The organism is Rhodobacter capsulatus (genome assembly GCF_052363175.1).
Lineage (GTDB): Bacteria > Pseudomonadota > Alphaproteobacteria > Rhodobacterales > Rhodobacteraceae > Rhodobacter > Rhodobacter capsulatus_D.
In genome coordinates this window covers 2578665-2591456 of sequence record NZ_CP198946.1, presented here as the reverse complement: position 1 = coordinate 2591456, position 12792 = coordinate 2578665, and the positions used below count along the sequence as shown (strand labels likewise).

General features: G+C 65.4%; 13 protein-coding genes. 11 read left to right on the top strand and 2 right to left on the bottom strand.

Features of this window, described 5'->3' with window-relative positions:
• The first annotated feature begins 115 nt into the window (after positions 1–115).
• The 5 genes from ACTTAI_RS13660 (at position 116) to glmM (ending at position 7003) form a co-directional block, all read left to right on the top strand.
• On the top strand, positions 116–2653 hold the full coding sequence (locus ACTTAI_RS13660) for a putative PEP-binding protein (RefSeq protein WP_444452091.1): 2538 nt from the start codon (positions 116–118) through the stop codon (positions 2651–2653).
• Positions 2654–2931: 278 nt separating this feature from the next.
• Positions 2932–3600, top strand: coding sequence for a cell wall hydrolase (locus ACTTAI_RS13655; protein WP_444452090.1), 669 nt, complete (start codon positions 2932–2934; stop codon positions 3598–3600).
• Positions 3601–3683: 83 nt separating this feature from the next.
• On the top strand, positions 3684–4595 hold the full coding sequence (locus tag ACTTAI_RS13650) for a dihydroneopterin aldolase (protein ID WP_444452089.1): 912 nt from the start codon (positions 3684–3686) through the stop codon (positions 4593–4595).
• Positions 4596–4643: 48 nt separating this feature from the next.
• Positions 4644–5660, top strand: a complete 1017-nt coding sequence (gene folP / locus ACTTAI_RS13645; protein WP_444452088.1) for a dihydropteroate synthase — start codon at positions 4644–4646, stop codon at positions 5658–5660.
• Complete coding sequence (gene glmM / locus ACTTAI_RS13640) at positions 5657–7003, top strand: phosphoglucosamine mutase (protein ID WP_444452087.1); 1347 nt, start codon at positions 5657–5659, stop codon at positions 7001–7003. The genes folP and glmM overlap by 4 nt, the downstream gene beginning before the upstream one ends.
• Positions 7004–7006: 3 nt before the next feature.
• Here the strand turns inward: glmM and ACTTAI_RS13635 are convergent, their stop codons facing one another.
• Together ACTTAI_RS13635 and ilvC are read right to left on the bottom strand one after the other, a co-directional pair.
• Complete coding sequence (locus ACTTAI_RS13635; RefSeq protein WP_444452086.1) at positions 7007–7375, bottom strand: hypothetical protein; 369 nt, start codon at positions 7373–7375, stop codon at positions 7007–7009.
• A 77-nt stretch (positions 7376–7452) separates the two neighbouring features.
• A complete protein-coding gene (gene ilvC / locus ACTTAI_RS13630; RefSeq protein ID WP_444452085.1) occupies positions 7453–8541 on the bottom strand; it encodes a ketol-acid reductoisomerase in 1089 nt (362 codons plus the stop codon).
• 58 nt (positions 8542–8599) lie between these two features.
• On the opposite strand from ilvC, the gene ACTTAI_RS13625 reads away from it, so the two are divergent.
• The 6 genes from ACTTAI_RS13625 (at position 8600) to ureC (ending at position 12788) form a co-directional block, all read left to right on the top strand.
• Positions 8600–9058 (top strand): Lrp/AsnC family transcriptional regulator, encoded by a 459-nt coding sequence (locus ACTTAI_RS13625; protein ID WP_444452084.1) that lies wholly within the window; start codon positions 8600–8602, stop codon positions 9056–9058.
• Complete coding sequence (locus ACTTAI_RS13620; protein ID WP_444452083.1) at positions 9055–9513, top strand: Lrp/AsnC family transcriptional regulator; 459 nt, start codon at positions 9055–9057, stop codon at positions 9511–9513. The genes ACTTAI_RS13625 and ACTTAI_RS13620 overlap by 4 nt, the downstream gene beginning before the upstream one ends.
• A 129-nt stretch (positions 9514–9642) precedes the next feature.
• Positions 9643–10455: an urease accessory protein UreD gene (locus ACTTAI_RS13615; protein WP_444452082.1), complete on the top strand. Its 813-nt coding sequence runs from the start codon at positions 9643–9645 to the stop codon at positions 10453–10455.
• A 9-nt stretch (positions 10456–10464) separates the two neighbouring features.
• Positions 10465–10767, top strand: coding sequence for an urease subunit gamma (locus ACTTAI_RS13610; protein WP_444452081.1), 303 nt, complete (start codon positions 10465–10467; stop codon positions 10765–10767).
• Between the two features lie 9 nt (positions 10768–10776).
• Positions 10777–11082 carry an urease subunit beta gene (locus ACTTAI_RS13605; protein ID WP_444452080.1) on the top strand — a complete coding sequence of 102 codons (306 nt, stop codon included), beginning with the start codon at positions 10777–10779 and terminating at the stop codon, positions 11080–11082.
• On the top strand, positions 11082–12788 hold the full coding sequence (gene ureC / locus ACTTAI_RS13600; RefSeq protein WP_444452079.1) for an urease subunit alpha: 1707 nt from the start codon (positions 11082–11084) through the stop codon (positions 12786–12788). Before ACTTAI_RS13605 ends, ureC begins: the two co-directional genes overlap by 1 nt.
• The last annotated feature ends 4 nt before the right edge of the window (positions 12789–12792 follow it).

The following is a 12792-nucleotide window of genomic DNA, read 5'->3' as shown; positions in this document are numbered from 1 at the left end:
CCGCCGGAGGCGCCTCCGGCGGGACACAACACGAAGGTCTGACAGTCGCGCCCCAAGGTCACTCTTGCGCCTGTCACAATTCGGCCTATCCTGCGCAGGTCAGGGAATTGCCGCAATGCAGAAAATCGCCGACTTCACCGAGTTCGTGGAACTCTCCCCCGCTGCGCCGGTGCAAGCCACCCGGCACGGCTGGCGGGCGAAGTGTCTGCAACGGCTGATCCGGCTCGATCTGCCGGTGCCGACGACGGTTGCGCTTCCGGTCGAAACCGTCCGCGCCATCGCCTCGGGGCAGATGCCGGACACCGCCCGCATCGCGGCGGTTTTCGGCAGTGATTTCCTTGTTTCCGTCCGCTCGAGCCCGGAAAACCCCGAATGGGGCGGGCCGGGGACTGTTCTGAATGTCGGCATGAACGACGCGATGCATGCGCGGCTTACCGACAGCCACGGGCGCGAGGCCGCCGATGCGCTTTATCTGCGCTTCGTGCAAAGCTACGCGACCCATGTCGCGCGGCTTGACCCCGACATGTTCCACGCGGGCCCGGGCGACGGCGCCTTGGCGGCCGCGCTTTCGGCCTATCATGCCGAAACCGACGAGCCTTTCCCGCAAGACCCGGCCCGGCAGCTGGCCGAGGTGCTGCGCTCGATGTCGCGGGCCTGGGAGGGCACGACGGCGCGGCTGCTGCGTCAGGCCAAGGGGGCGCCGCCCGATGCGGTGCTGGGCCTTCTGGTGCAGCGCATGGCCTTGGGGATCGGGCCGGGGATTTCCGGCTCGGGCACGATGCAATTCGTGGACAGCGTCACCGGTGCGCCACGGATCATGGGCCGGTTTCGCGGCCAGTCGCAGGGGCGCTCGATTTCCGATGACACGCTGTTTCTGACCCGCGATCCGCGCGGGCTCTCGCTGGAAGAACTGGCGCCCGAGCTGTTTTCGGTGCTGCGCGGCTATGGCAGCGCCTGCCGGGCGCGGCTGCGCGAGGAAATGCAGCTGGAATTCGCCGTCGAGGGCGGGCGGATTTCGGTGATCGATGCGGTGCGCGTCGCGCGCTCGGCCCGGGCGACGGTGAAGATCGCGGTGGCTTTGGCCGAGGACGGGATCATCACCCGCGAGGATGCGCTGCTGCGCGTGGAACCCCGGGCGCTGACGGAACTGCTGCACTATCAAGTGGATCCGCGCGCGCCGCGCGACCGCTTTGCGCGTGGCATCGCGGCCAGCCCCGGTGCCGCCGTGGGCCGGATCGTCTTTACCGCCACCGCCGCGCAGGCCAGCGCCGCCCGTGGCGAGCCCTGTATCCTCGTGCGGCGCGAAACCGGCCCCGAGGATATCCGCGGCATGCATGCGGCCGTTGCCGTGCTGACCGAACGCGGCGGCATGACCAGCCACGCGGCGGTGATCGCCCGCGGTCTCGGTCTGCCCTGCATTGTCGGCTGCACCGAGGTGCAGATCAATTCCCGTGACCGCTCGCTGCGCGGCCCCGATGGCCGCACCTTCCTTGAAGGCGAGCTGATCACGGTCGATGGCAGCAATGGCGAGGTGCTGGCGGGCGCGGCGGAAATGCTGGAACCGGCGCTCGACGACGGCTTCCGCACGCTCTTGCGCTGGGCCGAGACGGTCTGCGACATCGGCATTCGCGCGAACGCCGACACGCCCGACGATGCCCGCACCGCGCGGATGTTCAATGCCGACGGCATCGGGCTGTGCCGGACCGAGCACATGTTCTTTGACGAAGACCGCCTGACGGTGATGCGCGAGATGATCTTTGCCGACACGCCGAACGACCGGCGGGTGGCGCTTGATCGTCTGTTGCCGATGCAACGCGCGGACTTCATTGCGCTTTTCGATATCATGGCGGGCCAGCCCGTCTGCATCCGGCTGTTCGACCCGCCGCTGCACGAATTCCTGCCGCATGACCGCGAGGGGCTGCGCGAACTGGCCGAGGCGCTTGACCGGCCGCTGTCTGAAGTCACCCGGCGCGTCGAGGCTTTGTCGGAATTCAACCCGATGCTGGGGATGCGCGGCGTGCGTCTGGGTGTGACCGTGCCCGAGATCTACGACATGCAGGCCCGCGCGATCTTCGAGGCGACCGTCGAGGCCAGCCGTCGCGGCGCCCCCGTGGTGCCCGAGGTGATGATCCCGCTCGTCTCTGCCGCGCGCGAGGTCGAGATCGTCAAGACCCGCATCGATGCCGTCGCCAGCGCCGTGCGCAACGAGATGAAGGCGGATTTCGCCTATCGTCTGGGGGTGATGGTGGAAACGCCGCGCGCCGCGTTGCGGGCGGGCGAGATCGCGCAACATGCGAATTTCCTGTCCTTCGGGACCAACGACCTGACGCAGATGACCTATGGTCTCTCGCGCGACGATGCGGGCCGGTTCATGTCGGCTTACGTCAATCAGCACGTCTATGCCGAGGACCCGTTCCACATCCTCGATGTCGAAGGGGTGGGGGAATTGCTGCTCATGGGCGCCTCGCGCGGCAAGGCTGCGCGGCGGGATGTGACCATCTCGGTCTGTGGTGAACACGGCGGTAACCCCGAATCAATCGCCTTCTGTCGGGCCGCCGGGTTCGATTATGTCTCGTGTTCACCTTTCAGGGTGCCGGTTGCCCGGTTGGCAGGCGCACATTTCGCGCTTCTGGCTCCCAGGAATCGGTTTTGACGCAAAATGTTGCGTGAAAACGAGGTTAACGGAACAAAACCTCTGGCGTTTTTCTTGCGTTACCTTTAGTCGCATTTAGTAACCCGAGGGGTGAGTCGGGCCTCTTCCTTGCGCGGATTTCCGCCGCTTTTGCGGTGGAATGTGATCGCGCGCTTTCGCTTGGTGGACATCTTCATCTTTGCTGGGCTATGCCCATGCCGTCGCGGTCCTTGGGCCGGGGCGATTGTCCTTATCGAAAGAAGATCATGTCAGCGCTGAAAAGCTGGACTGGGGGAGCGATGATCCTCCTGGCCCTCGCCGGAGGCTCGCGTGCCGAAACGACGGTAAGCCAGTCGAACGATCCGACGGCGGTTGCCGAACAGGGGCTCGTGCAGCTTCTGTTCCAGGAACGGGTGGGATTGAGTTCGGTTCCCCCCGACAGGGTGGCCGCCATCACCGCCGCTCCTGCGAAACGGAGTTGGCCTTGGAGCCGCGAAGAGCCCGTCAAAGCGCCCGCGGAGATCAGCGAGGCTTGGCTTGCCGCGCAACCCCACGCCCGCGGAGATGCGCAATTCCAATGCCTTGCGCAGACAATCTACCACGAAGCCCGTGGCGAGAGCGTGCAGGGGCAAGTCGCGGTGGCCGAGGTGGTTCTGAACCGGCTCGAAGATCCGCGGTTTCCGAAGACGATCTGCGGGGTGGTCGGGCAGGGCGGTCGCGGGGGCTGTGCCTTCAGCTGGACCTGTGACGGCCGCTCGGATCAGGCCAGTGACCGCGAGGCCTGGGATCAGGCCGCCAAGATCGCCCGTGCGATGATTGACGGCGCGCCGCGGCGTCTGACCGCCGGGGCGACTTTCTTCCACACCCGCGGCGTGCGTCCGACCTGGACGCGCAGCTATCAACGCACGGCGCAGATCGGCGCGCATACCTTCTACCGCCGCGCCTTGCAGACCGCGGCGCTCCAGTAGGTCGCAACCGCCGTCGCGAATGACGTTTCGGGGTGGGCTTCGGTCCACCCCCTTTCTATATCTGGGGGCGAAAGGTGGCCTTCATGCACTCCGATACGTCTCTTGCCTTCGCCCATCCCGAAGAGCGCGCGCTCGCCTCGGCGCCCGCCGATCCGCGCGACCGGATCAGCCTGCGCGACCATGTCGTGCTGGCCGATATCGGCGCCTTCCAGCAAGAGCGCGGCCATGGTCAGCGGCTGAATTTCAACGTCGTGGTCGAGGTGACACCGGAAACGGGGCCGCTCGAAGATGATGTGGATCGCATCCTGTCTTATGATCGCATCACCGAGGCGATTGCGGCGGAACTGGCGGCCGAGCGGCTCAATCTGCTCGAAACGCTGGCCGAGCGGGTGGCGGAGCGGATCCTGGCGCAGCCGCGTGCGATGCGGGTCTTCGTGCGCATCGAAAAGCTGGACCGTGGCCCCGGGGCGCTTGGCGTTGAAATCGTGCGCTCGCGGGCCTCGGTGCCGGTGAAGGCGCTTGACGAGGATGCCACGCTGCATCCGGTCGTCGCCTATCTGTCGAATGATGTGATTTCGGCGCCGGATCTGTCCGACCGGCTCGACCGGCTGGCGGCCTCGGGCGCGCCGGTGATTCTGGCCGTGGGCATGCCCGCGAACGCCCCGCCCGAGACCGGGCACCGGCCGACGCAGCGGCGCATCGATCTGCTGGCGATCGAGCAGAACGCCTGGGTTCTGGCGGCGCGTGATCCGCGCTGCGTCGTCGTCGCGACGCGGACCGAGATCGACTGGGCGATGCGGCGGGGCCAGATGCTGGTCTGGGCGCCCTCGAAAATCGTTCTGGATGCGGTCGATGGCCCGAAGGGGGCCGTGCGCGACACCGGCACGCTGATCCTGTGGCTCGCCGAGCAGATGGCCGCGACCCGGCTCGAGCTTCACGGCGATGTTTCAGCCCCGGCGGGAAGTCGCGTGCCGGTGGTTTCGATCGGGCGTTAAGCGCCGCTTCACCTTGCCAAGCGGCGGCTCTTTGGCGATGAGAGACGCATGAAAACTTGGTTTCGCCCCATCGCCCAAACCGATGCCATCCGGCCCGCCACGGCCCTGCCGCTGGCCGGAGGCTGGTGCTGGTTCACCCATGCCGAAGTTCTGACGCGCGCCGGCTCGCGAGGGCTTGTCGCTGCCGCCGATCTGCCGCCCGAGGTGTTGACGCGGCTCACCGCCCCGCGGGCGCCGCTGGCGGGGATCGCCTTTGACCGGCCCTCGGTCATGGGCATTCTGAACGTGACGCCCGACAGCTTTTCCGATGGCGGCCGGTTCGACGCGCCCGCGGCGGCGCTGGCACAGGCCCGGGCGCTGGCGGCGGCCGGGGCAGATATCCTTGACATCGGCGGTGAGTCGACCCGTCCCGGCGCGGCGGAAGTGCCTGTCGCAGAAGAGATTTCCCGCACAGCTCCGGTGATTGCCGCCCTGCGCGCGCAGGGTTTCGCGCCGCCGATCTCGATCGACACCCGCAAGGCCCCGGTGGCCGCGGCGGCCATGGCGGCGGGGGCAGGGCTGGTGAACGACGTCTCGGCGATGCTCTTTGATAGCGCGATGGCGGCGACGGTGGCGGGATCGGACGCCGCTCTGTGCCTGATGCACGCGCAGGGCACGCCCGCGACGATGCAAGCCGAGCCGCGCTATGACGATGTGCTGCTTGACGTTTACGACCATCTGGAAGCGCGGGTTCTGGCGGCCGAAGCGGCAGGGATCGACCGGTCCCGCGTGCTGCTGGACCCCGGCATCGGTTTTGGCAAGACCGTCGCGCATAACCTGACGCTGCTGCGGGGGCTCTCGCTCTTTCACGGCCTTGGCTGCCCGATCCTTTTGGGCGTGTCGCGTAAACGCTTCATCGGCACCATCGCCGGGGTCGATCAGGCCGATGCGCGCGCCCCCGGAACGCTGGCCGTGACGCTTTGCGGGCTTGCGCAGGGGGTGCAGATGCACCGGGTTCACGACGTTGCCGAGATTGCGCAAGGCATCCGGCTTTTCGACGCTATCACACGAGGTTGCACACCATGACGCGGAAGCTTTTCGGCACCGACGGGGTTCGGGGCGAGGCCAATACCTGGCCGATGACGGCGGAAATGGCGCTGAAGCTGGGCGCGGCGGCGGGGCGGTATTTCCGCCGCGACGGGCGCAACGGGCATCGCGTGGTGATCGGCAAGGACACCCGGCTGTCGGGTTACATGCTGGAAAACGCGTTGACGGCGGGGCTGACCTCGACCGGCATGAACGTGCTGCTGCTTGGCCCGGTTCCGACACCTGCGGTGGGCTATCTGACGCGCTCGATGCGGGCGGATCTGGGGATCATGATCTCGGCCAGCCATAACCCGGCAAAAGACAATGGCATCAAGTTCTTCGGCCCCGATGGCTTCAAGCTTTCCGACGAGGCGGAGATGGAGATCGAAGCGCTGGTTGCGGGGGAAGTCCGTCTGGCGCAGCCGCAGAACATCGGGCGCGCGAAGCGGATCGACGACGGGCTTGGCCGCTACGTCGAATATGCCAAGACCACCTTCCCGGCGCGCGACCGGCTTTCGGGGCTGAAGGTCGTTGTGGATTGCGCGCATGGCGCCGCCTACAAGGCCGCGCCGCAGGTTCTGTGGGAGCTGGGTTGCGAGGTGATCGAGATCGGCACCAAGCCCAACGGTCTGAACATCAACGAGAAATGCGGCTCGACCCATACCCAGACCGCGGCCGAGGCAGTGGTGGCGCATGGGGCGGATCTGGGGATCTCGCTCGACGGCGATGCCGACCGGGTGATGATCCTCGACGAGCACGGCATGGTGGCCGATGGCGATCAGATCATGGCGCTGTTTGCCGCGCGCTGGGCGGAGGCGGGGCTTTTGCGCGGTGGCGCCCTCGTGGCCACGGTGATGTCGAACCTGGGTCTGGAACGCTTCCTGACCGGGCGCGGTGTCGGACTAGAACGCACGGCGGTCGGCGACCGCTATGTGGTCGAGCGGATGCGCGCAGGCGGTTTCAACCTTGGCGGCGAGCAATCGGGCCATATCGTGATGACCGATTACGCGACGACGGGCGACGGTCTCATGGCCGGGCTGCAGTTTCTGGCGGCGATGGCCCAGACCGGGCAGCGCGCTTCGGAGCTGACGCGTCAATTTGAGACCGTGCCGCAGATGTTGAAAAACGTAAAGTTCAAGGCCGGTCAGCTGCCGCTTGAAAACGAAAATGTTCGAAAAGTGATAGCTGCAGCAGAAGGCAAGATCGCCGGTCAGGGCCGGATCCTGATTCGGAAATCGGGCACGGAACCACTCATCCGGGTGATGGCTGAATGCGAAGATGCGGGTCTTCTGGCCGAAACGGTCGAGGGGATCGTGGCGGCGGTGGAACAAGCCACCGCCTGAGGGTTAGAGCGTGACGGCGGCGTAAAGCCCGTAAACGGCAATCCCAGCCGTCACGATCAGCCCGACGATCGGATAGCCACCGCGGGCGCCAATCCGCAAAAGCGCCCGCAGCACGCCGAGCGTCCAGAGCGCATAAAGCCCGGCGACGACGCGCAGGAAGGGCATCATCGCCCCGGGCGCCTCGGCGTAAAGCATGCCGGCAATCAGCACCACGGCGGGCACGACGAAGAGCATCACGCCGAAGAGCCCAAGCCAGAATGTATCGCCGAATCCGAGCCTTGCGCCGAAAAGATCGGCAAACCAGCCGGGGGTGAAGATCTTGGCGCGCTCGCGCGCCAGCGCTTCAAGCTGCTTTTCGTTCAATTCGCTCATCGGTCTCTCCTTTGCGCCGACCCTGAACGAAAAAGGGGCGCCCCGCAAGGCGCCCCCCCGAAGTCCTGTCGCGCCGATCAGTTGCGCGAACGGTCGACCATCTTGCCCTTGGCGATCCAGGGCATCATCGCGCGCAGTTTCGCGCCGACTTGCTCGATCTGATGCTCGTCGTTGATGCGACGGGTGGCCTTGAAGAACGGCTGGCCGACGGCGTTTTCCTGCATGAAATCGCGCACGAATTTGCCGGTCTGGATGTCGGTCAGCACGGCTTTCATCCGGGCTTTCGTCTCGTCATAGGGCAGGATGCGCGGGCCCGAAACGTATTCGCCATATTCGGCGGTGTTCGAGATCGAGTAGTTCATGTTCGCGATGCCGCCTTCGTAGATCAGGTCCACGATCAGCTTCACTTCGTGCAGGCACTCGAAATAGGCCATTTCCGGCTCGTAACCGGCTTCCACGAGGGTTTCGAAGCCCATGCGGATCAGCTCGACCAGACCGCCGCAAAGCACGGCCTGCTCGCCGAACAGGTCGGTTTCGCATTCCTGACGGAAGTTCGTCTCGATGATGCCCGAGCGGCCGCCGCCGATCGCCGAGCAGTAGCTCAGCGCGATGTCCTGCGCCTTGCCGGTCGCGTCATTGTGGACGGCAAACAGGCAGGGCACGCCGCCGCCCTTGGTGTATTCGCCGCGCACGGTGTGGCCCGGGCCTTTCGGCGCCATCATGATCACGTCGATGCCCGGCTTCGGCTCGATCAGGCCGAAATGCACGTTCAGGCCGTGGGCGAAAGCGATCGCCGCGCCTTCGCGCAGGTTGTCATGGACGTATTTCTTGTAGGTCTCGGCCTGCAGCTCGTCGGGCATGGTGAACATGATCACGTCGCACCAGGCGGCGGCTTCGGCGATCCCCATCACCTTGAGGCCTTCGCCTTCGGCTTTCTTGGCCGAGGGCGAACCCTCGCGCAGCGCGACGACGACGTTCTTGGCGCCCGAGTCGCGCAGGTTCAGCGCATGGGCGTGACCTTGCGAGCCGTAGCCCAGAATGGCGACCTTTTTGTCCTTGATCAGGTTCACATCGCAATCGCGATCATAAAACACGCGCATGGCGTTCCTCCATTTTTGATGGGGGCAGAATAGGCGGTTTGCGGCGATTGCGCATTCAAACTTCATCGAATATGCGTCATATGAATAATTATCATTCGTCATTGCGGTTATAGACGAGAAAATCATGCAGGTAGACGACATCGACCGACGCATCCTGCGGCAGATGCAGGCTGACCCCGGGCTGCCCCGCACCGAATTGGCGGAACGGGCCGGGGTGACGCCCGCCAGCCTCTGGCGCCGGATCGAGCGGCTGCGCGAGGGCGGTGTGATCCGCGCCGAGGAAGCCGTGATCGACTGGCGCAAACTCGGCTGGGAGATCGAGGTCTCGGTGCGCTTCACGCTGGACAAGACGCAGCCCGGCTTTTTCGACGAGTTCCTTGATGCCGCGCGCAAGGTGCCCGAAGTCACGGAAATCCAGACCTTTCTGGGGCAGGTCGATGTGCGGCTGAACGTCATCGCCCGCGACATGGCGCATTATCAGGAGATCTACCGCGAACGCATCCTTGCGCTGCCGCATATCGCCGACACCGATGCGCTGATGCTGATTTCGACGCTGAAGGACACGGCGGAGTTGCCGCTGTGATCGCGCTTGATGACATCGACCGCGCGATCCTGCGGGCGCTCTCTGACGATGCGACGCTGGGGGCGGGGGAACTGGGCCGTCGTTTCGGGCTCTCGCAGCCTGCGGCCTGGCGTCGGGTGAAGCGGCTCGAGGAGGCCGGGGTGATCGCGGGGCGGCGGCTGGTGCTGGATCGGCAGGCGCTCGGCTTCGGTGTCACCGTTTTTCTGGGCATCAAGCTCGCCACCAAAGGGCGGATTTCGTTTGAGGATTTCGAGCGTGCCGTGCAGGCGATCCCCGAGGTGCAGGTGGTGCAGCACGTGCTTGGCCGCTTTGACTACCGGCTGCGCGTCGGCGCCCGCGACATTGCCGATTTCGAGCGCGTGCTGCGGCGCCGGATCATGACCCTGCCCGGGGTCGGGCAGATCGAGGCGAATGTGATGCTCTCCGAGGAGCGCCGTCCGGGGCCGCTTGGATAGTTTTCGGTCTGATCAAAGCGCAGGCAATGTGGCGTCATTTTGGGCACCTGCGGTCTGGCCGCATTCTTGCTGCGATCCTCGGCCTTGCCTGACATGGACGCGCGCCCGCGCCGGGCGTTTCCTGACGCCATGTTCGACTCTGCGCCCCCGCCTCGTTTTCAACGCAGCCACGGCCATGCCGCCGTGGCCTTCGACGGCGCACGTCTGAAAACCCTCGCGCAACGCGGCTCGGCGAAGGCGCTGCTGCCCCATGTGCGCGGCGTGCCGGAGGTGGTGTTTTTGAACACCTCGGGCGGGCTGACGGCGGGAGATACGCTGCGCTACGGGCTCGATTTGGACGGAGGCGCCAGGGTCGTGGCGACGACGCAGGCGGCCGAACGCGCCTACCGGGCCGAGGGCGACGTTGCCCGGGTGACGGTCGCGCATCAGCTGGGGCAGGGGGGCTGGCTCGACTGGCTGCCGCAAGAAACGATCCTCTTTGATCGCGCGCGGCTGCATCGCGAGACCACGGTGGATCTTGCCCCTGATTCCGGGTGCCTGCTGCTCGAGGCGGTGGTTCTGGGCCGTGCGGCGATGGGCGAGACCGTGCAAGAATTGCACTTTTGCGATACTCGTCGCGTGAAGCGAGCTGGAAAACCAATATTTCTGGAACCTCTGCTGCATAATTCAAACATTCAAGCGAAGGGCCCACGTGCGGCGCTGCTTGGGCCTGCGCGCGCTTTCGCGACGCTGGTTCTTTGTGCGCAGGGGGCGGAGGACGCCGTTGGTCCTGCGCGTGCAGCCCTGACGGTGCCCGGTGTCGAGGCCGCCGCGTCGGGCTTTGACGGCAAATGCGTGGTGCGACTGCTGGCCGAGGACGGCTGGCCGCTGCGCAAACAGATCCTGCAACTGATGGGCGCATTGCGGCGGGGCAGCCCCCCGCCGCGCGTCTGGCAAACCTGAGGGGACAAGATGAACCTGAGCCCGCGTGAAAAGGAAAAGCTGCTCGTCAGCCTCGCCGCCATGGTGGCGCGCAACCGGCTGGCGCGGGGGGTGAAGCTCAACCACCCGGAAGCTATTGCGATCATTAGTGATTTCGTCGTCGAAGGGGCGCGCGAAGGCCGCACGGTCGCCGATCTGATGGAGGCGGGCGCCCATGTCATCGCGCGCGAGCAGTGCATGGAGGGGATCGCCGAGATGATCCACTCGATCCAGGTCGAGGCTACCTTTCCCGACGGCACCAAGCTTGTCACCGTCCACCACCCGATCCGCTGAGGTAAGCCCATGATACCCGGAGAAATCTTCCCCGCCGATGGGGACATCGAACTGAACGCTGGGGCGACCGCAATCACGCTGATGGTGGCCAACACGGGCGATCGCCCTGTGCAGGTGGGCTCGCATTATCATTTCGCCGAAACGAACCCCGGTCTGTCCTTCGATCGGGACGCCGCGCGGGGCTATCGTCTTGATATCGCCGCCGGAACGGCCGTGCGCTTCGAGCCGGGCCAGACCCGTGAAGTGAGCCTTGTGCCGTTTGCCGGGGCCCGCCGCGTCTTCGGGTTCAATGCCAAAGTGATGGGGGAGCTCTGATGCCGCGTCTCATTTCCCGCGCCACCTATGCCGACATGTTCGGCCCGACCACCGGCGACAAGCTGCGTCTGGCCGATACCGATCTGATCATCGAGGTTGAGAAAGACCTGACAACCTACGGAGAAGAGGTGAAATTCGGTGGCGGCAAGGTGATCCGCGACGGCATGGGGCAAAGCCAGATCCCGCGCGCGGGGGGCGCGATGGACACGGTCATCACCAATGCGCTGATCGTCGATCATACCGGGATCTACAAGGCCGATGTCGGTCTGCGCGATGGTCGCATTGCGGGGATCGGCAAGGCGGGCAACCCCGACACCCAGCCGGGGGTGACGCTGATCATCGGGCCGGGCACGGAAGTCATTGCAGGCGAAGGGAAAATCCTAACTGCGGGCGGGATCGACACGCATATCCATTTCATCTGCCCGCAGCAGATCGAGGATGCCCTCGCGTCTGGCATCACCACGATGCTCGGCGGCGGCACCGGCCCGGCGCATGGGACGCTGGCCACCACCTGCACGCCGGGGCCCTGGCATATCTCGCGGATGCTGCAAAGCTTCGAGGCCTTTCCGATGAACCTCGCGCTGGCCGGCAAGGGCAATGCAAGCCTGCCCGAGGGGCTGATCGAACAGGTCAAGGCGGGCGCTTGCGCCTTGAAATTGCACGAGGATTGGGGAACCACCCCGGCCGCGATCGACTGCTGTCTGTCGGTCGCTGACGACATGGACGTGCAGGTGATGATCCACACCGACACGCTGAATGAATCGGGTTTTGTCGAAAACACGCTGGCGGCCTTCAAGGGGCGCACGATCCACGCCTTCCACACCGAGGGCGCGGGCGGCGGCCATGCGCCCGATATCCTGAAAGTCGTGTCTTCCCAGAATGTTATCCCGTCTTCGACGAACCCGACCCGGCCCTATACGAAGAACACGGTCGAAGAACATCTCGACATGCTGATGGTGTGTCACCACCTCGACAACAAGGTGCCCGAAGACGTCGCCTTTGCCGAAAGTCGCATTCGCAAGGAGACGATTGCGGCCGAGGATATCTTGCACGACATGGGCGCGATGGCGGTGATTTCGTCCGACAGTCAGGCGATGGGGCGGGTTGGCGAGGTGATCATTCGCTGCTGGCAAACCGCTGATAAAATGAGAAAACAGCGCGGGCGGCTGGCAGAGGAAACGGGGGCGAACGACAATTTCCGGGTCCGCCGCTACATTGCGAAATACACGATCAACCCGGCGATCACGCATGGTCTTGCCGAGCATGTCGGCTCGATCGAAGTCGGCAAGCGCGCCGATCTTGTTCTGTGGCATCCGGCCTTCTTTGGCGCCAAGCCAGAGATGGTGCTGATGGGCGGGATGATCGTGGCCGCGCAAATGGGCGATCCGAACGGCTCGATCCCGGCGCAACCCTTCTACACCCGGCCGATGTTTGGCGCCTTTGGCAAGGCCTTGTCGAACGCGGCCGTCACCTTCGTCTCGGCGGCGGCCGAGGCCGAGGGCGTAGCCGCGAAACTGGGCCTGTCGAAACAGGTGTTGGCGGTCAAGGGCACGCGGACGATCGGCAAGGCCTCGATGCAGCTCAACACCGCGACTCCGCAGATTGAGGTCGACCCGGAAACCTACGAGGTGCGGGCGGATGGGGAGCTTTTGACCTGCGAACCGGCCGAAACCCTGCCGCTGGCGCAGCGTTACTTCTTGTATTGATGCC